The following is a 21001-nucleotide window of genomic DNA, read 5'->3' on the forward strand; positions in this document are numbered from 1 at the left end:
CCTTTTACCCCTGTTCCAACACCGCGGGTGATTCGGCTTCGGCGATGGCGCGGGAGATGGCGCCTGGCGAGCCGGTTCCACGGGCGATGAACTGATAGGCAACCGGGACGATAAACAGGGTAAACACCGTTGCCATCATTACGCCCGCCAGCACGACAGTGCCAATGGCGATCCGGGTTTCCGCGCCGGCGCCACTGGTGAGGACCAGCGGTATGGTGCCGGCAATGGTCGTCAACCCGGTCATCAGGATAGGCCGGAAACGGGTGGATGAGGCTTCCATCAGGGCCGCGTCGAACGACATGCCCCGATCGCGCAACTGGTTGGCAAATTCCACGATCAGGATGCTGTTTTTGGCCGCCAGCCCCACCAGCATAATCAGGCCGATCTGCGAGTAAATATTCAGCGAGTTGTCGGTAAAATAGAGCCCCAGCAATCCCCCCGCCAAGGCTAAGGGCACGGTCACCATCACAACCAGGGGGTGGATATAGCTCTCGAACTGAGCGGCCAGGACCAAATAGACCACCAACAATCCCAGTAAAAAGACAAATAAAATCGAGCTGCCTGACTCAATAAAATCCCGGCTCTGCCCTTTGTAGTCGATCATAGCTTCGGGCGGCAAATGGGTGCGAACCAGCTGTTGCAGGTAACTCAGGGCTTCCCCCAGGCTGTAACCTTCGCTCAGGTTTGCCTCCAGGGTAATGGAGCGAATGCGATTGAAGCGGGGCAGGGTTTCAGCCGCGCCATACTCCTGGATATCCACCAGGTTGGAGAGGGGGATCAGTTGCGGAGAGCGGCTTGAACGCACATAGATATTGCTGACGTCAGTCAGGGAGCGCTGGTTATCCCGCATGCCCTCAACAATCACATCATATTCTTCACCGTTGTTGAGGTAGGTGGTGATCCTGCGCCCCCCCATCATGGTTTCCAGGGTGCGCCCCACTTCGGTAATGCTCACCCCCAGGTCTGCCGCCCGGTCGTAATCAACCGTGAAGTCCAATTGTGGGCGGACATCCTTGTAATCGGTATCGACGCCACTCAGTCCAGGATTATTGGTGTTTATTTGTTCTTGCAGTATCTGCACCCATTCGGCCAGCGCATCATAATTACTGCCTCCAAGAACAAACTGTACCGGTTTGCTGACGCCCCCACCCAGCCCCTGTCGCATCACCGGGAAAGCGCGAACCCCGGGAAGGTCTGCCAGGGCAGCACGTACATCGGCCATAATCGCGTTGGCGGGGCGGCGCTCGGACCAGTCATTTAATACCGCGATAGCAAAACCGGAATTGAAATTTTCGATATTGCCGAAAGAGCGGGGGGTGCGGACCAATAACCGATTGATTTCCCCATTGTCAACAAGGGGTATCAAGCGGTGTTCAATCTCATCCATATACTCTTCCATAAAGGCATAGCTGGCGCCCTCGGGGCCATTCACAATCAGGAAAAATGCCCCCCGGTCTTCATAGGGCGTGAATTCCTGGGCTATACGCGGGTAGGCCATAATGCTCACCCCGGCCACAAGGGCGACCACCAGGGAGACGATCAGTGGTCGTCTCAACGCCAGCTTCAACAGGCGGATATAACGATCGCGCAACCTGTTTGAGGCCGAGTCCACCCACCTGACCAGGCGGCCGGGTTGGGCGTCATTGTGGCTGGATTTCAGGAGCTTGGAAGCCAGCATGGGACAGAGCGTCAGGGCCACCAGTGACGACAGGCTGACAGCGGCGGCGATGGTCAGCGCAAACTGGGTGAACAGCCGGCCGATATCCCCTTCGAGAAACGTGATAGGCACAAAGACGGCAATCAGCACCACCGTTGTGGAGATCACCACAACCCCCACCTGCTTGGCGCCGCGGTAGGCGGCAATCAATGGCGGTTCGCCATATTCCTGCATGCGCCTGACAATATTTTCCAGCATCACAATGGCATCATCGACCACCAGGCCGATGGCCAACACCAGTGCCAGAAGGGTGAGTAAATTCAGGGAAAAACCAAACGCATACATGGCAATAAAAGTTGCCACCAGCGAAACCGGTACCGTTACCGCGGGGATTAACATGGCGCGGACCCGGCCGAGAAACAGGTAGATAACCAGGACCACACAGGCGATGGCAACCAGGAGTGTGAAATACACTTCGTGAATGGATGCCTCGATAAACACCGCCGCGTTATAGCTTTCCTCGATTGACATGCCTTGGGGAAGACTCTGGTTGAGACGTTCGGTCAATTCCAGTACACCGTTGACCACCTCGATAGTATTCGCGGTGGACTGGCGGATAATCCCGATGCCCACCATGGGCACGCCATTGCCACGGAAAAAGGTTCTATCCTCCACCACACCCAGTTCGACTTCAGCGATATCGCCCAGGCGAACCAGGTAATTATCTCCACCCCGACCAACCACCAGGGAGGCAAAATCCTCCGGCTCAATAAACTGTCGGTTAACCCGGGCGCGAAAGATCCGCGTTTCAGATTCCAGCCTGCCCGCCGGCAACTCCACATTCTCGGCGCGTAGTGCAGCCTCGATGTCGCCAACACTTAAATTGCGGGCCGCCATTGCCTCCCGGTCCAGCCAGATGCGCATGGCGGTATCCTGGCCACCACCGATACGCACCCGGGCAACGCCATCCACAGTGGAATACTGATCAACCAGAAAGCGCTGTGCGTAATCGGTCAGCTCCTGTACGGTCATGCTGTCACTGGTTAAATTCCGCCAGATGATCACATCGTCATTACTGTCGACTTTCTGTACCTCCGGGGGGTCGGCATCCACCGGCAGGTCATCGGCAATACCGGAGATCTGGTCCCGTATATCATTGGCCGCCGCATCGATATCGCGGTTGATGGAAAATTCCAGGGTGATGCGGGACCGGCCATCCTGGGAAGAGGATTCAATAAACCGCACACCTTCTATACCCGCTATGTGTTCCTCCACCACCTCGGTGATGCGGGTCTCGACAATATTGGCTGGCGCACCCGGATAATTAACCTCGATGGTGACAACCGGCGGATCAATATGCGGGTATTCACGCAGGGACAAACGCTCAAACGCGACCCACCCGAATGCCACCAGTAAAATCGACAGCACGCTGGCAAAAACGGGCCGCTTGACAGAGATATCAGACAAAATCACGGCGTCAGCTCCTCAGAGCGCGGCTGTGCCAGCAGGTCCACCAATTGGTTGTCATCTGCCTGTACGGCTTTCACTTCCACTACAGCTCCGGGCCTGAGGCGGATATTGCCGTGAGTTATTACCTGGTCCCCCTCTGCGAGGCCCGCCAGAATCTCCACGTCGCCCTGGAGACGGGCGCCAATGGTCACTGCAACTTGTGTGGCCACTGTGCGCTTGTCTTTAGTGGTGATACGCCTGACAAACTCCTGCCTACCGCGACTCATCAGCGCTTCCTCCGGAATCACCAGCGCCGACCTGGGCGGTGGCAGCAGGCGCACTCGCATCAGCTGGCCCGGGCGCAGTTTCTGGTCGGGGTTTGGCAATATCGCGCGAACGGAGATGGAGCGGGTGACCGGGTCAATTCGGCTGTTAACACTACTCAGGCTGCCACGGAATACCTCGTTCGGCCAGGCGGCGGTGGTTCCCGTTACCTCAGAATGGGGTGTCAGGAGCGACAGAAAACGCGCCGGCACTGAAAAGTCCAGCTTCATGGTCAGGTCGTCATCGATGGTGGTAACCACAGTTCCCGGTTGCACCAGTGCGCCAACGCTGATATTGCGTTGACCAATAATCCCGTCGAAAGGAGCCAGGATTCGCCGCTGGCGTATCTGCGCCTGGATGGCCTCCATGCGTGCCTGGGCAGTCTGCTTCTTGAGTACCTGCTCATCCAGTGCCGATTCCGAAGCGCTGCCCTTGGCAATCAGCGGGTTGAGTCGCCTGATCTGCAGCTCCGCTTCACTCAGTCGAGACCGCTCCTCGGACAGCAGTGCTTGTTCTTCCGAGGCATCCATTTCAAGCAGCAGATCGCCGGTGGTTACCCGGTCGCCGTCTTCAAAATTGATCCGGGTTACCTTTTCGGTGACCGTCGAGGTGATAATCACATTTTCATCGGCTTGCAGGGTTCCCAAAGCTTCGATTGGCTCAACCCATTCGACACGCTTTACCTCCGCGACGAAGACCGGAGTGGAGGACGGCTGGGAGAGCACCTGCCCCGATGTCAGAAATATCATCGTGAGTATCAGTGGGCGATAGATCATAATTCGAAACTCCTGAAACAGGGGCCTAGCCTATCGTCGCGGCGGTTAAGAGGGAGTTAACACAGGAGACTTTCACCCAGGGCTGCGCAGCTCGTTGGATGTCAGCTTCAGTCGGTGAAAAATTGAGGACCATAACCATCGGGCAGGCTTTCTGCTACCAGCATTGGTTCACGGTAAAGTGCATGGTGGCAGCATCAACAAAGAGGGTGATTGGACGAGCCAATTTCAGGACTCTTGGATGTGCCGGTTGATAATGGAAGCGAGGATGCTAACTGAACATTGCTGTGATCTGCTGGCCACAGGGCCCTCCTGTTCTCGGCGGGAGCAGATGGGCCAGTAAGCTGCCCTCCACACCAGGGTATACGGATTCCCTAACGGAAACTCTGAATTGGGGTGTCACTCACCAGGGGAGATGTACAGTACTATACAGGGGAATAGTCACTCTTCTGCCGCCTTATTTTTAATCCCGGTAGAAGCTGCATGAATTGGTGCCATACCAAACTGCCGTTTTCACTACTGGCGATTTGACCCCCTTTGCCAGCCTGCTAATCCTGAGAGAGTGCGACCGTCGCCTGGATTAGCTCGCTCCGTCGCGGATGCTGTCCATGATCCCTGAGATCCTGCCACAATGGAGCACAGCACCGAACAACCGGTACGACAGAAATTGCTGGCACTTGCTGCCGGCTTTGAGGGGCTGAACGATCACGACCAGTTGTGCTTGGATTCCGCGTTCCAGCCCACTTGCGAACGCCTGAAAAGACGCGTGGGCACTGCCACCCTGTATCGCCTTGGCAGCAACAGAATCTCCTTGTGGTGGCAAACTTGCACAAACTGCCCAAAAATTTCATTTATCGCAATATATTACAATCTTGCCAAGCTAATCTCTTTATTCGCAGGCAAGGGCAACCCGGGCTAAATCGTTGGTGTTTACTCTCGCCTTTTGTGGTAATCAATGGATGAGTGGGCTCAGTCTTGAACACCGTACTCGCCTTCGACAACCTATTTGACAAAGTGATAACTTTTTACACCTATAACGAATATATCTATTAGTGCCCATCAAGCCTCATCAAATTCTCTGCCAGTTCTACAACCCGCTCTGATATGGATTGATTCAGAGCGGGTATTTTTTATGTATCAGGCGAAGAATCAACTCCAATCAGCCCCTATATCATAAATGCCGGATTTGACCGGATCATGTTCTTGCCACCAATCGTAGCCAGTACAGCTGTTACACCGCCAGTGGTAATAGTAACCCTGGGGGACATAGTAGTTCTCAAAGGCAGTCTGCCAAGTATTTGAGCCAGCAGTTCGATATTTAAAAAATACATGGGTGTAATCGTTGCTGCTCTGTACGCATACGCCTATATGCACCTTGTCAATATTATGACGACGCCACCAGAAATAACTGCCGATGTGAGTATTTAAATAAGCGCCATTATCGGGACCATCGTGATGATCATAGCCAACCTGTAAATCACCGAATCGAGCGAGAAACCAATTATCCTCGCAAGGCGCTAAAATCGCAGTGGGAAACGTTATGTCGCTATTTTCTTTGAATGCTTCAGCCAACCAGGCACTTCCGACACTGGCGCTATATAGCTTACGCATAACCTCCGGTGCCTCCCGATTTTCAGTCAACGCATAATAAAGATCCAAAGGATTCAAGTCACCTGCACCCATGTCCGCCAAGGACCGAGTGCCAACTGGTCCAGATTCTAAAACGCCGATATCTTGTACCTGACCATTGTTAGTCAGTGCGATAAATTGAAACTCTTTACCATTATCAAACTTGACAGTATCAAGCACCTTGGAATCCGCCTGGGCACATAGGCCGAGGGATAACAATCCTGCGAGTGCGATAGCTTTACTTTGACAATAAATCATTTTCCTTTCCTCCAATGATTGAGGGCTTTGAATTGACCTCAGCAGTATTATGATGATGACCCTCCTGGAACAATATCCCTGAATTTGGGGATGAAATAGGTTTGGTTTTGGTATGGGCGTAAAAAAGATTTGATGTATCTTATCAAGATTTCAGCAGGGGGAGCTGCTGTCGGTACTACCGATTTATCTATCGACCTCCCACAGAAAAAGATAATCAACCTGAGTAGCGGAAGTATTAACTATTTGGCGGCGTATTTAACTTATCTAAACCATTTCTCGCTAATTAAAATATCGATAATTGACGCAAAGTGCATGAAAAACCTGATGATGACATCCAGCTTGTAAAGTGAGACAAAATACTTCCTGAGTCTCTCAGGCGCCGAAACAATCTACCCGCTTCATTCTGCTTCTTACACGTCTTTCTGTCATATTCCCAGGTACTCAATAGGCCACTTATTGATGGCGAGACAGGCCTCCTTTCCAGTTCAAATACCAGTTGCCTGGTTTCATTACATTCGCAGGCATGTCTATGATCATTTTGGCCTCCTCTCAGCCACATTTCTTAGGGGTTTTAAGCAATTTTCGGTCTCCCGGCACCTCCCAAGCCGGCTCCCAGGGCAGAGAAAATACAACGATGCGGTTATGCTTAATTGTAAGCAAATGAATCTCGCTGGCTCGGCCTGCTCGTGATTTACCGAAAGATTTAGGACCGTTTTTGAAAGCACCAATGTCGTCTGGATACACATTTACAGTCGTGAAATTAAGAGAGATATAATAGACCTGGATATTGATCACATCCTTGTAGTGGAGATCCAGAAAGATGCTGGCCGCGCCCCTTACTTGGCCAAACGATTCAAAAGCATGTAGAAGTCGTGACGACGTTCAAATTTTTCAGGTAGATCTCGCCATAACAGCCATACTCGGCCATTTAAAGAATGGTGTTGAGTGCCGGTATACTATTTTCATGTCGCCCCGTTGGAGAAACAGAAAAGCGTTGATGATTCTGTATTTCACGTTGTAATTTCCGCTGAATGATTATATCGGATGTAGTGTGAAAAAAGATTGATTGATCTGATAAGATCAATCAACAAAGTACCCAGCAACTTTTCCATATACACAATAAATTAGCGTATTTCATCCCTAAAATTGGGGATTTTATACTGAGAAATCCATCCTCATACTATTGCTGAGACTTGCTCAAAAGCTTTAAACGATAATCGAGGATGAAAAAATGCTACAATTAAAAGGCAGGATTATATTAATTGTGAGTCTGCTGTCTCTTGGTCTTTACGTTCAGGCCAATTCGAAGGTGATTGATACAGTTAAGTTCGGAAATACCCAAGAGTTTCAATTTATCGCACTGACTGACGATAATGGTCAAATACAGGATATGGGAGTATTAGAAATTGGGTTGATAGGCACTCGTACACTGACCAATGTGGATGCGGATGCATTGAATCCCTTGGAGTTGTATCGCACTTTGAATAACAATCATGAGACTCCGGAGATTATGCATAAACTGTATGGCGCCAGCACCAGTGGCGTATGGTTGGCCGAAACCATCACAGAAAACAATGATAGAATCTTTCATGCGAAAGATATGGAGAATTGTCCAGACGATGTGCCTCTTATAGGGTTCGACGATTCCAGCACGGGTTATGATTACCACAATGAGCTGGATAATGTCGCTTTTTTAAACCTTTTTGTGAGCGACTATTTTATGTGGCGTCGTTACAATACTAACAGGATTAGATTAGGTATATGCGTACAAAGTAGTACTGATTACACCCGTATATTTATTAAGTATCGAACTGCTGGATCAAACAATTGGCAGACTGCCTTTGAAGATTACTATGTCCCCGAGGGTTACAATTACCATTGGCGGTGTAACAGTTGTGCTGGCTACGATTGGTGGCTACAGATTGATCCGGTTGAATCAGGGATCTATGATATAAGAGCTGATTGGGATTGATCCTCCCCGTTGTTATATGCTGGTGGTTAACCCGGCTTGGCTTGAAGTATTCACTTTTCATGCCATTCCGGGCATTTATTCCACGACATGCCGCTATAAAAGGAGGGATTACTGAGTCAATTTATTGAGGATATAAATGGTTTATAACTGCCTAACCAATCCCACCCTCCCCAAGTCAGTCGATATACCATAGTGTGCTCTCTTTTTATAAGGAGTACTTCATGAACAATCGAACCCACACCGAATTGTTATCGCTGTTTTCCGGGCACTATGCCAGCAGTCCTGCTACGGTTACCTTCTGGCGAGAGCACAAACCCTACCCTAAATATTTCAGTCTATCTAAAAAACAATTGGGGTTTACGCCGCCATCCGTGCGATTGAATCCAGTCATCGCCTTGGTCTTCGCCCGCGTGTTACTCGCTACGCAAGCTCACGCTATCATTTTACAGTGGTAGGGCGGCGGAGTGATCAATCCCGGTGGTATTTTCCCGAGCGGATGGCGACATGACAGATAGTATTTTTGCTTCAACAGATAAAGTTGTGGATTGTTAAACAGTACTATTTAAAAAGATGTCATCGAAGGGAAGCATTACAAGACATTTGGGTTCAGGAGACAAGGATTCAGACGACACACAAAACTGTTGGCAGTTTTCTTGGGTACCCACTAATAAAGTAAATGGGACAGATGCAGCCTCTTAAATTATGAAGTGGGAGGGAAATCAACGGAATCGGATTCAAGAATAGCATCAGGTAGTAGGGGAAAGACCAAACAGATATTACAGGTGTTCATATAGCAGATCGAGCTATATCCCCTTGAGTAAAGCCAAATAGAGAGGATCAGGAGTGTGCCGATACAAGCGGGTATTAGTGTGTTAATCATTGAAGATGATTATCAATTTCAGCGTTACTTGTGCGATATTATCCGGGGTGCTTCGTGGTGTCAAAGTTTGTTTGCTGTGAGCGATCTCAAATCTGCCTATAGGTTGATTGATACGATGAAGTTCTCAATGTGCATAGTAGACATAGGACTACCAGACGGTAATGGTTTGGATGCGATTAAAAGTCTCACTTGCGGTTCAAATGAGACCCTCTGTGTTGTCAGCACGGTGTTTGAGGATAAGGAAACAGTGTTGGCAGCGATAAAATCTGGTGCTTGCAGTTACCTTTTAAAAGATGCCTTAGGGAATGATATTCTCAATATTTTAAATGATGTTCTTTCAGGGCGTTCTCATATTAGTTCCCGCATCGCGCACTATCTAATACAGGCATTACAACAAGGTGATCCCGATCCATCTGGAACCGATCTCCGGATTATTACAAAGAGGGAGAAAGAAATTTTGGAATTTATTGCACGCGGTTACAACTGTCCGGAAGTGGCTGAACTCTTGAAGCTGAGTTATCATACTGTGGCTTCACACATTAAAAATATATACTGCAAAATGCAGGTATCCTCACGTTGTGAAGCTGTGTTTGAGGCACAAAAACAGGGTATTATCCGTGTCTAATTAATGAATTCAAAAGCTGGGGTACTGGTAGTGATGCTTTTACTGCCAGTTATTTTTTGGGGATTGATGCTGGCTATCGATAATCTGGATGGCCTGGGAGATTTGTACAAATTTGAGCAGGTGTCATGGCAGTATAGCCCCGGTGATATCCCCTCTGAACTTGGGTCGGCCTGGCAGTTCGAAAAGCTCCCAAGGCTATTTAAAATAGAAAAAGCAAATGTCAATATTTGGTTTAGAGTGCAGCCTAAAAACGATACTTGCAGTTCCTTGCAAGCAATATTTATTCCAAAACAGAAATGGGGAATAAGACTTTTTATTCATGATCGTTTAATTGGTGAAACTCCGCATAGCAGCTTTGTATTACCCAACTGGAATACACCGGTGTTTTTGAGTCTTCCACAAGGCGAATGCAATTCCATACCAACCTTGTATATCCAAATGAAGTTGGGGAGCCGAACAGCCTTGCTTAGCCCGTTCTACATTGCTACGCCGGAAAAACTACTCCCAGCTTATCGTACTCATCAATTACTCAATGTAACGATACCACAAATAAGCTGTATCATTTTGTGGGTATTCTCACTGCTAATGATGGTATTCTGGGTTCAGCGAAGAAAGAATAGCGTATATGGTTGGTTCTCGCTAGTCGTCGCCTTGTGGGCCAGCCACACAACTTTGCGTTTAATGGCTCTTCCGGGATTCATGCCATATTGGATTTGGTCATTTCTACTAACCGCCTGCGTAGTTTGGTTCGTTTCTATCGGAATCGTGTTTACCCACAGATTTATCAAAATAAAAGTTCCGATTTTGGAGGTGGGAGTCAACACCTTAAACGTATTTTTAAGTATTGTAGCTGCTTGGCTTTTATACATAAGGTCAGACTATTACCATCTTATTGCAGGTAAAATATGGATAGGATTTGCTCTATTGATCGGTATCTATAATCTAATTCGATTAACCTTCAGTCGCAATCTGTTATTTCAGGAGAGAATTTGCTTATCCGGTTGTTTTCTATTGATTTTAAGTGTCGGAGCACATGACTATGCGATAGTGAATTTTTGGGTTGAGCAATCCAGGCAGTATTATTTGCATCATGCAGGGTTTATTTTTATTGTTGTATTTTTAATATTATTAATACTACGTTACCAACGATTACTGCTGTATCAATACCATGTGAAGCGTACTTTTAAAAATCTAATTTTTAAGAATGCACAGCGTTTTCGTCAAGATAAATTCAACCTTATCTCAAGAGAGCGTAAGCGCATTATGCAGAACTTACATGATGGTGCAATAGGACATTTGATTTCGGCCGTTAATAGCCTGCGCTTGGGGAACATTAACCCTAAATTGATCATTGATTTGCTGCAGCACTCGATTGATGATCTAAGAATTATTATCGATTCCCTTGACGAAGATATGAATGACCTTGGCCTATTCCTAATTTGTTTTCGACAACGCTATGAGCCTAGACTCAAAGCCTGTGGTATTGAATTGATGTGGACGAATAGCATAAATGAGAGATACGTGCTTGATGCTGATAAGGCACTGAATATATTGAGAATTATCCAGGAGAGTATAACAAATGTCATCAAGCATTCTGGGGCGAGCAAGTTAAAATTTTTGGCGGAAATCGATTATATTGAAAGTACAGGTTGTCCTGCGCTATATCTTACCCTATCTGACAATGGAAGGGGGTTTAATGGTCAACTGGCAGGTAGAGGGATAAATATTCTCCATGAGCGTGCTGAAAATCTGAAGGGAAGTTTGCAAATTATAAGTTCAAAATTGACCGGTACTCGAGTGCAACTTATGTGTCCTCTAGCGGGCTGTTGAGAATATCTTGAATTCATATATTAACCGAAAACTCTATTGTCATTAAGGGGGGGATTATATTATCCGTTATTTTCCAATCTCGCCAAGAAATAGGAGAGGACTATCTTTGTTTACCTTGGTCCTTCAATAGTTCTGGCGAAGAAGTGGGTTCGGCTATCTGGCTTTACCCGATAGAGCTTGGCTGGGCGATTGCTGCCCGATTTCATCTCTCCTGTTTCCTCGAGAATATCTGCAACCAGAATCCGGCGCCGGAATGATTTCTTTTCTACGGAATTGCCCAGCACGGTTTCGAAGGTTTGCTGTAGCTCGGTCAGGGTAAATTCTGTTGGTAGCAAGTTGACAGGCAGTGATGTGTACTGCACTTTGTTCTTTAATCGTTCGTGGCAGATTCCAAGAATCTTGCCGTGGTCGAATGCCAGTTTGTACGGTTTCTTTACCTTGTTGACCGGGACCCACGTTACTTCTTCCGAGCTTTCGTCCCTGCTGAGGCTGATATCCTCACTGGCGATAAGCGCCAAATAGGCAACGGTGACCGACCAGCCTCTAGGATCGCGGGCTTTGCTACCAAACGTTTCCACCTGCTCGAGATAGGGAGTATCAATCCCGGTCTTCTCCAGCAACTTGCGCCGCGCAGTATCAGATAGTGTTTTATCGTGTTTCAAATCAATAAATCCACCTGGTAGTGCCCATTGGCCCATGGCTGGGTGTTGGGCGCGTTTTACAAGCAGTACCTGAAGTTGTGCGTCTCTTACCGTGAAAATCGCCATGTCCACGGATGTCAGCGGGACATCGAAGTCATGAATATTGTAATTTTTTAAGAACGCTTTCTCAGAATCAACTTTTGACATGGATACTCTGCGGTTGCATTGGTCTATTTTTATTGCTATGTTAGTGGCATTGTGCCACTTTGTCAAAAAATAAAGTTGTATTGAATCGTTGCCGGATTTCATGAGTAATATTGGGGATTTTAGGTTTGTCTGCTGATGAGAATGGTCTCGGTGCTTCTTTCCCAAAGGCTGTTGCCGATATATTACAAGCGAAGAATGTTCCCGTAAGTTATCGCTCTTACCCGGAAAAAAACATTGTTCAGCACCTTTTGAATGATGGGCGTACGCTCAAACTGGCCTTGCCTGTTACTTTTACGCCTTATGCCTCAGTCAAACCCTGTTCAGCGAGATGCCAGTTCTGTTCGGAGAATCTTCGCTCTGCCGGGGCTTTGCACCAAGCGTCATCATTGTTAAGGCCAGGGGAAAAATACTTTGAAAACCTGGAAAATGTGTTAGAAGAACTGGCAGGAGTCCCTTTTGGTATCTCTCTGTCTGGCTTGGAGTCGACAGATAATCCGGACTGGCTGGTTCAAGTCTTGGATGTGCTCAATCGATATGCGCAATATCAGGGGTATGATTATCCAGAAAAGATACTTTACTCAAACGGGGCTGGGTTTGCTGATCAAGCTCAGCGCATTCGCCTGAAGATGGCATTCAAAAAGTTTGGTTTACACCGAATTGAGTTTTCTCGGCATAGTCATATTCAAAAAGAGAATGATGCAATCATGCGATTTCGCCAGTTTGAGTCTATCGGGGATACGCGCATTTTCGAGGAAGTAGTCGCTGAAATTGCTGACGAATTCGACGCTCGACTGGTTTGTATTCCCCAGATTGGTGGGATAGATTCCCTTGAAAAGCTTGAAGAGTACCTGGAGTTTGCTCAACGACTTAAGGTAAGAGAGGTTATTTTTCGAGAATTTTCCAAGCTGAGCGAGGCGCATATTCAAAATGGTACAGAGCGGTATATTCAGAGCCATCGAGTTGATATTACAAGACTGCTGCTGGATTTGAACCTGTCTGATAAGGGGGGCGAGCACTGGGAGACGGTGTCTGCAACCCTCGGATACTACTTCTGGAATCTTGTGCTTAGGTGGAGGGGGGCGGTGCCCGTTACATTCGAAGCGGCCGATTATTCCACTATGAGCCGTTTACACAGAAGTGATATTGTCTATAAGCTGGTCATGCATGCCAATGGCAACCTGACAGCAGATTGGAGCCCCAATGCGCATGTCATCCTGTCGCCAAAGCCGGTTCGGGAGTCGGTGAAAATCGGTTTAATAGAAGCGGCTGAAGAAGTGCTTGACATATAAGTGGCTCTAAGCCACTATGCGTTCAGGCACACCAATGGGTGGGGTTCACCTGGTTAGCCGCCGCTGGCCTGCGAACGCTGGCGAGAGTACGGGCCTGGATAGACTGGGCTGCGTTTCAGCTTTTCTCTGCATAAGAGAAGGGGGAATAACAGCAAGGGGTTTGCTGACATGCCGGTTCATCATGCAACTCATAAGCCATTCGATTTCCTGGTCTTTATCGGCCGCTTCCAACCGTTCCACCTGGGGCATCTTGCTGTCATTGAGGCGGGATTGGTCCAGGCAGAGCAAATAATCATATTGTGTGGCTCCGCCCACCAGCCCAGATCTGTCCGCAACCCTTGGACGATAGCTGAGCGGGAGGCCATGATCCGTGGCGCTGTGCAGGACCTAGATAATGCCCGTATCCACATTGCCCCATTGATGGACATCATTTACAACGAAGAATCCTGGGTAAGAAATGTACAGGTAACCATCAATGGCATGGTCACTGCGCATCACGGGGTGCCGCACCGTCAGCCCAAGTTGGGCTTGATTGGCCACAGCAAGGATCAAAGCTCTTATTATCTCAACCTGTTCCCTCAGTGGGGTGCCGTTGAAGTAGAGAACTTCAAGGGGCTTAGCGCTACCCCCATTCGTGAGGCGATCTTTGCCGAAGGGAATAAGTACGTCCTTGGGGAAGCTGAAGGTGTATTACCTGCCAATGTCCAGCGGGAGTTGCTTGCCTTTTGTGAGACCGGGGCTTTTGCCGAAGTAAAAGGTGAGCAAGACTTTGTCGCAAAGTACAAGCGGGCCTGGGAGGCAGCACCTTATAAGCCGACTTTCGTTACCGTTGATGCCGTCGTCGTTCAGAGTGGCCATGTCCTGATGGTTGAACGCAAAGCACGACCCGGAAAAGGCTTATTGGCCTTGCCTGGAGGTTTTGTAGGCTCAGGTGAGAAATTGGTCGACGCCTGTTTAAGGGAATTGCGAGAAAAGGCTCGCTTAAAGGTGCCTACGCCGGTACTGAAAGGCTCCATCAAAGGCCGGGAGGTTTTCGATGATCCGCATCGCTCGGGCAGGGGCAGGACCATCACTCATGCCTTTTACATTGAGCTTGAGCCCAACAGGGAACTCCCCAAAGTGAAGGGCAGTGATGCTGCCAGGCACACGATGTGGGTACCACTGGCTGACTTGGACCCCACCCAGATCTTTGAAGACCACTACTTCATCATTCAGGAGATGACCGGGATGTAGAAAAACTTTCTCCCAGCAGGAATACGTAAGGGAGAAAAACAAGGAGAAGGGAAAGACCCGACTCCTTCAACAATGACCGGAGGATTTCCGTCATGACCATTGCAAATCGCAACCTCATCTTGAATGCCGATTCTTACAAGGCATCCCATTATCTGCAGTATCCGCAGGGCACCACGCAGTTCTCCAGCTATATCGAGGCGCGGGGCGGTCAATTTAAACACGCCGTGTTCTTTGGACTTCAGATGTTTATCAAGGAATATCTGTCAAAGCCCATTACCAATGACGACATTGATGAGGCCAGGGCGGTGTTTGAAGCTCACGGTGTACCTTTCCATGAGACTGGCTGGCGTTACATTGTGGACACTTGTGGTGGCTACCTGCCGATTGAGATTCAGGCGATCCCAGAGGGGATGGTGGTCCCCGTACAGAACGCCATGGTGCAGGTGATTAACACCGACCCGCAGTGTGCCTGGTTAACCAGCTATGTAGAAACGGCCCTGCTGCGCGCTGTGTGGTACCCCACAACCGTGGCCACGGTATCCTGGAATTGCCGGCAGATTATCCAGGGCTACATGATGGAAACCTGTGAGGCAATCGAAGGGATTGACTTCAAGCTTCACGATTTTGGTGCGCGCGGTGCAACCACCGAAGAGGCCGCAGCCATAGGCGGTGCAGCACACCTGGTGAACTTCCAGGGAACTGACACCATCAGTGCCATCATGGCGGCAAGGCGCTACTACGGTGCCGAGATGGCCGGGTTTTCTATTCCCGCTGCAGAACACAGCACGATTACCGCCTGGGGGCGGGATAACGAGGCTGCGGCCTACGCCAACATGTTGGGCCAGTTCGCAGGCCCGGGAAAGCTGGTAGCAGTAGTGAGTGATTCTTACGATCTCTGGAATGCCATCGACAACATTTGGGGCGATGCGCTGAGAGGCAGAGTTGTAGCCACCGGGGGAACTCTGGTTGTTCGCCCAGATAGCGGCGAGCCAGTGGCCATCGTTATCGAAACCATTGAGCGTCTGATGAAAAAATTCGGTTGTACCGTGAATAACAAAGGCTACCGGGTGCTGCCTGACTGTATCCGGGTTATTCAGGGTGATGGTATCTCCCAGCAAACGATCGTGGCAATCCTTGAGGCAATGAAGCAGCGCAAGCAAAGCGCCGACAATATTGCTTTTGGTATGGGCGGAGCGCTTCTTCAAAAGGTCAGTCGCGACACAATGCAGTTTGCCATGAAGACCTCTGCCGCTAAAGTCAAAGGAATCTGGCGCGATGTTTACAAAGATCCTGTCACTGATCGGGGCAAGCGTTCCAAGAAAGGGATTTTGGCAGTCGTGAAAAACAATCGGGGCGAAGTAAGGACCATCCGTGAACTGGATCTTGGACAGCGGGTAAACTTACTGCAAACCGTCTTCAAAAACGGACAGCTCGTGAGAGAGTTCAATTTTGACCAGGTGCGCGCCAATGCTTTAGTCAGTGCCATTGCTACTGAGTCAACAGAAGAGGCTGATGCGGAGTTACACAGCCCCGATCTCGGGTAATATCTGTGCAATAGCTTCGATGATCTGGTGAGCGAGGCTTTGTAAGTGGTTGTGGAAACGTAGCCCAAGATGGTCGACCTGCAGGTCGTTGTGCTGGCTCTTGCAAATGAATGGAGCGTCGCTTGTTCAAAGCTTGTCACCTTTGCCGCGCCGACTGATGGTGTGCAGGGGGGGCTGTCGCAAACTTTGCGTTTGGCCGAAATACACCTATGATCTGGACGCAGTTACCCAGCGAGCGCCATAAACTGGCGATAGGTTGGTATGTCAGCCTGCCTCAGTTGCCCTTTTCGGATCATGTGTGCCGCTTCAATTCCGTCGAGAGTGGCAGCGGCTGAATATTTTAGAGGAGTGTTTGACAACCCACCGATTGAATGTGGCGTGATCCACAGTCACCCCGTGTTCTTGCATAATTTTCTCAAGATCACGATAGGAATGGGGACTGTGCACCCTTGTTCGGTGGCGAAGCAATGTTTAGCAGACTTTCTACTCGCCTGCGCCAGGTTAATATGTCCAATTTATATATTATTCGGACGTTGATTCCTTCGCTACGCTTAACAGAGAAAATCGATGCAAATGGTGTTGTGACTGATGTATTATTGTTTGTGTTCAAGTTTCAATAGTCATCCCCAAGCTAGACTTGTAGAAACGGATGATGAGCAAGCACATGAAGTCGTTCGGGGAAGGAAAAGGGGCTATGATGGAGAGTTCAATGCTGACAGTTTCCTGAAAGATATTTCTGTTGACCAGCTTTTAAGCTTGGATTTGTTAAAGACACATTCAGGGCTATTGGTATTATCACGGAGAATAGTTAATCACATAAATAGTTTAAATATACAGAAAATGGATTTTTATGATTGTGTATTGAATACTAACTCAAAAAAAATAATAGGAAATTTTGTTACAGTAGAGAGCAATTATGAATTAAAAATAATTGACCGGGATACAACTCCAAACCATTTTTGGCCATACCTCAAGAAATTTAAATATGAAAATCATGTTATTACAACTAAGCAAAATTTTTTATTTGGCTGGGATATCGCTGAGCCGACAATGCTTATATGTAGTGAACAGTTTTGTGAGATGGTGCCCAAGTCAATATTTTTAATTGACTATAAGGAGCTTCCTTGTTGCTTCGATGAAACTAAGCGAAGAAGATAGAGAGTTCGTAGTCTGGTAGTGTTTTCTACCGATAAGGTTCCAGGGGGGTTGTTAGGTAAAGAATGATGAATAAATATGGAATACCAGATCCGATCAAAGAGTACATAGAAAAGCATGAATTCTGGGAAAAAAGCATTGGAGGTGTCGAGATAATAATCGAAAAAGTCCAATATCAAAGTGAGGAAAAAGTTTCCTTCCAATTATCAATTTCTAATAATCAAAATGGATTTAAGTTAGAGGATGGCATATTGGAATATTTAGATCGTCACAATCCAAATATAAATCAATTTCTTTTATCCGATTCAGAGAGTTCAGCTTGCGTGATTTGGACATGCAATCAGAAGGCATTTGAGGAATTGCTTGACGTTGCACTTGATTATATTAAAAAATAATAATGCTATGCATCCGTCTTGTTGATGATAATTTAGCTTTAACCATCCAATGAGCAAGAGCCAAATATACTGATGTGGAATGACATTTTGATCCGGGCTCCTTCGTGTCAATAGACCGCCGGCAAGGTGACCGGCTATGCTATGTGGCCAATGATCACCTGGGCACACTACATGAGATCCTGAGCGAAACCGGGGCGCCTGTCTAGGCGGCAGATTATACCACATGGGGCCAGTTGCGCCGCTTGTGGCGAGGTGACAATGAGAACAGAGTTGGTGTACAGGTGCCGTTTCAGGAGTACGATGAGAAGGGCAATCCGATCTACGGCACCAATGTGTTTGGCAGTTTAGATCACGGAGTTCACGGTTCACTTGCTCTCAAAGCCTGTGTTGACCCGGACCCTTTCTTTTGCCCGATAAGGTTCCAGGGCCAATGGGCAGATGAGGAAGCCGGGCTTTATGACAACTGCTTCCAATGCTGTGATCCTCAAACTACACAGTATATGCCGCCTGCTCTGACAGGGATACAGGGGGAATTGAGGATTAGAGGGTGTGTGGACGATCCAACCACTGCAGTGGATGTATTGGGGCTTGCAGAAGGTCATGGACCTAATAGGCAATGGTTCTCGAAAAACGAAATTCTGAAAGGGGCTGGCCGTGAACTTAGTGGATAGCCGGGTACCAAAGGTACTTTGAACAATAGGATTCCAAATCAGTATGCAATCTACACAGAATAAAAAATACTAAATCACCTTGAACCAAAATCCATGAAAGGTGACATAATCAATGCAGGGTGATTTGTCATCGGGTGGATCAAGAAAACGTACACATCCAAACATTTTTCACAAGTTTATGCGGGAATTTGCAAAGAAAAAATGTGACGATCATATATAAGGTAAAAGATGCAGGATAAATTTTCATGTATGGTCCAAGTAATCCACGAATAAGTTAAATATAAAGAGAATGGTATGTTTATAGATGAAAGAAGCGGAGTAAAGTTTCTTTTGGCCCCGCGTGGAGTATTCGAATTTGGATATGACGCAAAACAAAAAAATTTGCTGATGATAATTTGCCTGACATCTATCATTCGATTGAGGCAATGAAGATCGATGAGCAGCTATGTGAAGGGTTTTTAGTTTCTGCCTCACCAATTTCCCTAAAGCAAGTTAAGCAATTCAATTCTCAATCGAAAAATAAGATTGCTGTTGAAAATGAAATGCTTGAAGATAATGATGCTTTCCATATGACATATGATGATCTTGAGAACTTTTCGAGTTTTTATAACTACCGAATAGCGAATGAACTCCAAATTGAGTATTTGATGAAATCGTATTCTGCTTTGTTTCCTTGGGGAGATTCTCTTGCAGATGTCAAAGTTATTGATGACTGGATGTCATTAGATACTGAAAGCTCCCCTAAAACAGAGAATGGTTTAAGGTGTCTTTTTTTCTTTACCTGGACTTTGTCAGAGTTTCAAGCCAGGGGTGAATGTGAAAAAAGAATGTACGATAATGTAAACATCGAAGGAAGCAAGGTTATTAAATCTGGCGGAGCCGAGTTTTGGCCCTGGCAGAATTATGGTCAAGAAAGCGCATTTTGCTTACCCAGCTCACGGGTTCCATCGTCGACCTTAGGGGGTGGCCTGGCTGTTGGGCGAGATACGGCTCACATTTCCGAGCTAAAAAATGATTATTTTCGGACTTTTGGGAATTAATATCTTAAATTTAGAATTTATCGCCAGACGCCACGATATTTCGCTTTCAAACTCGATCAATTTCGGTGGAATTACCTCACCATTCAAAGGGTTGTTCAGAAGGGAACTCAACACATAAAAGGACTCGCATTCCTTGATAGTGGAGGTATTTGATGGTGAGAGAGTACGTGTAAGTCCGGCGAACCCGACTTAACTGTGATGGTTCTGTTGCAAACATGTCTTATAGGGCATTTTATGTGACTTTCAGTGCCATGGTTTTAGGCTTTCTCGTTCTGTAAATGCTCTTCGGGCATAGGTGAGCAGTTTTTGTTTGGTAGGAGGATGCTGAGCTAGGAGAGGCGGGGACGTATAAGTTTTAAAGGAGCTGATAGGGGAAGTCTTGGGCCAGAGAAGAGTTAAGAGGTAGTGATATTTTCTACAAGTACAAGCGAGTAATGTGCGGCCAAGTTTGCTTACCTATGTAAGCATAACCTGGCCAAAGCGGCCACATTATGGTTTCAATACTATATTGGATGCAATGCTAATGAAAATGGTGGGCCTTCCCAGACTTGAACTGGGGACCTACCGATTATGAGTCGGGTGCTCTAACCAACTGAGCTAAAGGCCCATTTTCACTATGATAACCGTTTCCGTATCCAGTCCATGCAGGGCGATGCGGATGCGCATACAACACCGCTTGCACAGATTGTAGCAAACGGCAGGCAAAGTACTCGATTTCCCTTTTTAAATCAATGCCTTTGTTGCAAGGATTTTCCTGTATGCGGGGTTGCTGATGGTATTGTCCGGGGCTTGGTTTATTGCCTCGCTGAAGGGATGTGTATTTTGGGGTGGGTGCTTGCTAAGAACAGAAAATCTCCGCTTCCTCTTCTTGCTTCCCTGTCCCGACAAGCGTTATGCCGCCGGTACGCCGGTATTTTCGGGAGGTGGGTGACTATTGGTATGTGCGTTCTATTTCAGAGCGACAGCTTTGGCAGCAATATGCAGCACCACACCAAAAAGGCCAGCAACAGGGTAATGGCGACGGCGGCGGAGCCGGTATCTTTTGCCATCTTTGCCAAAGGGTGCCGCTCTGGGCCAATGCGATCCACGGTAGCTTCTATGGCGCTGTTGATCAGCTCCAGGGGAAGTACCAGCAGGGTAGCGGCGATCAGAATCGCCCGCTCAGCGGGTGTTTCACCAACCCATAGGGCGAATGGTACCAGCAAGAGAACGAGGATCACTTCCAGGCGGAAAGCTTCCTCGCTGCGCCAGGCGGCGATCAGGCCCTGCACGGAGTAGTCGGTGGCATTGATCAAGCGTGCAATGCCTTTCTTGCCCGGTTTATTGGCGAATTCTTCTTGCATGGTGCTCTCCAGGAATCCCCAGCCCCCTCGCGGACAGTTGTGATTGTGCCATAGTCAAAGGCCCGGTCGGAACCGGGCCTTTGACT

Annotated in this window: 15 protein-coding genes and 1 tRNA gene; 10 read left to right on the top strand and 6 right to left on the bottom strand. The window is 47.9% G+C overall.

Annotated elements, in window-relative coordinates:
- Nucleotides 1-4: 4 nt before the first annotated feature.
- From M8T91_RS01755 to M8T91_RS01765, 3 genes are all read right to left on the bottom strand, one after another.
- Nucleotides 5-3130 (bottom strand): efflux RND transporter permease subunit, encoded by a 3126-nt coding sequence (locus M8T91_RS01755; RefSeq protein ID WP_301416238.1) that lies wholly within the window; start codon nt 3128-3130, stop codon nt 5-7.
- Nucleotides 3127-4206: an efflux RND transporter periplasmic adaptor subunit gene (locus tag M8T91_RS01760; RefSeq protein ID WP_301416240.1), complete on the bottom strand. Its 1080-nt coding sequence runs from the start codon at nt 4204-4206 to the stop codon at nt 3127-3129. Before M8T91_RS01760 ends, M8T91_RS01755 begins: the two co-directional genes overlap by 4 nt.
- Nucleotides 4207-5352: 1146 nt before the next feature.
- Entirely contained in the window at nt 5353-6090 is a 738-nt protein-coding gene (locus tag M8T91_RS01765) for a hypothetical protein (protein WP_301416242.1), read from the bottom strand.
- A 1231-nt stretch (nt 6091-7321) separates the two neighbouring features.
- Between M8T91_RS01765 and M8T91_RS01770 the strand changes: the two genes are divergently transcribed.
- The 4 genes from M8T91_RS01770 (at nt 7322) to M8T91_RS01785 (ending at nt 11397) form a co-directional block, all read left to right on the top strand.
- The gene (locus M8T91_RS01770; RefSeq protein ID WP_301416244.1) at nt 7322-8062 is read left to right on the top strand and encodes a hypothetical protein; all 741 of its coding nucleotides are present in this window, start codon (nt 7322-7324) and stop codon (nt 8060-8062) included.
- 221 nt (nt 8063-8283) lie between these two features.
- Entirely contained in the window at nt 8284-8517 is a 234-nt protein-coding gene (locus M8T91_RS01775) for a hypothetical protein (protein ID WP_301416246.1), read from the top strand.
- Nucleotides 8518-8907: 390 nt separating this feature from the next.
- The gene (locus tag M8T91_RS01780) at nt 8908-9567 is read left to right on the top strand and encodes a response regulator (protein ID WP_301416248.1); all 660 of its coding nucleotides are present in this window, start codon (nt 8908-8910) and stop codon (nt 9565-9567) included.
- A gap of 30 nt (nt 9568-9597) precedes the next feature.
- Nucleotides 9598-11397 (top strand): sensor histidine kinase, encoded by a 1800-nt coding sequence (locus M8T91_RS01785; RefSeq protein ID WP_301416250.1) that lies wholly within the window; start codon nt 9598-9600, stop codon nt 11395-11397.
- Between the two features lie 110 nt (nt 11398-11507).
- Here the strand turns inward: M8T91_RS01785 and M8T91_RS01790 are convergent, their stop codons facing one another.
- Nucleotides 11508-12245 (bottom strand): NUDIX hydrolase, encoded by a 738-nt coding sequence (locus M8T91_RS01790; RefSeq protein ID WP_301416252.1) that lies wholly within the window; start codon nt 12243-12245, stop codon nt 11508-11510.
- A 125-nt stretch (nt 12246-12370) separates the two neighbouring features.
- Between M8T91_RS01790 and M8T91_RS01795 the strand changes: the two genes are divergently transcribed.
- The 6 genes from M8T91_RS01795 (at nt 12371) to M8T91_RS01825 (ending at nt 19572) form a co-directional block, all read left to right on the top strand.
- Nucleotides 12371-13534 carry a hypothetical protein gene (locus M8T91_RS01795; RefSeq protein ID WP_301416254.1) on the top strand — a complete coding sequence of 388 codons (1164 nt, stop codon included), beginning with the start codon at nt 12371-12373 and terminating at the stop codon, nt 13532-13534.
- Between the two features lie 168 nt (nt 13535-13702).
- Nucleotides 13703-14767 carry a bifunctional nicotinamide-nucleotide adenylyltransferase/Nudix hydroxylase gene (locus M8T91_RS01800; protein ID WP_301416255.1) on the top strand — a complete coding sequence of 355 codons (1065 nt, stop codon included), beginning with the start codon at nt 13703-13705 and terminating at the stop codon, nt 14765-14767.
- A gap of 92 nt (nt 14768-14859) precedes the next feature.
- The gene (locus tag M8T91_RS01805) at nt 14860-16311 is read left to right on the top strand and encodes a nicotinate phosphoribosyltransferase (protein WP_301416256.1); all 1452 of its coding nucleotides are present in this window, start codon (nt 14860-14862) and stop codon (nt 16309-16311) included.
- Nucleotides 16312-16899: 588 nt separating this feature from the next.
- A complete protein-coding gene (locus M8T91_RS01815; protein ID WP_301416258.1) occupies nt 16900-17469 on the top strand; it encodes a hypothetical protein in 570 nt (189 codons plus the stop codon).
- 62 nt (nt 17470-17531) lie between these two features.
- Complete coding sequence (locus M8T91_RS01820; protein ID WP_301416260.1) at nt 17532-17861, top strand: hypothetical protein; 330 nt, start codon at nt 17532-17534, stop codon at nt 17859-17861.
- A gap of 1066 nt (nt 17862-18927) precedes the next feature.
- Nucleotides 18928-19572: a hypothetical protein gene (locus tag M8T91_RS01825; protein WP_301416262.1), complete on the top strand. Its 645-nt coding sequence runs from the start codon at nt 18928-18930 to the stop codon at nt 19570-19572.
- Between the two features lie 530 nt (nt 19573-20102).
- On the opposite strand, the gene M8T91_RS01830 is transcribed toward M8T91_RS01825, so the two are convergent.
- Both M8T91_RS01830 and M8T91_RS01835 read right to left on the bottom strand, forming a co-directional pair.
- A tRNA-Ile gene (locus M8T91_RS01830) sits at nt 20103-20179 on the bottom strand.
- A 346-nt stretch (nt 20180-20525) separates the two neighbouring features.
- Nucleotides 20526-20915, bottom strand: a complete 390-nt coding sequence (locus tag M8T91_RS01835; protein WP_301416264.1) for a diacylglycerol kinase — start codon at nt 20913-20915, stop codon at nt 20526-20528.
- Nucleotides 20916-21001 lie beyond the last annotated feature (86 nt).

Source organism: Microbulbifer sp. MI-G (assembly GCF_030440425.1).
Taxonomy (GTDB): Bacteria; Pseudomonadota; Gammaproteobacteria; order Pseudomonadales; family Cellvibrionaceae; genus Microbulbifer; species Microbulbifer spongiae.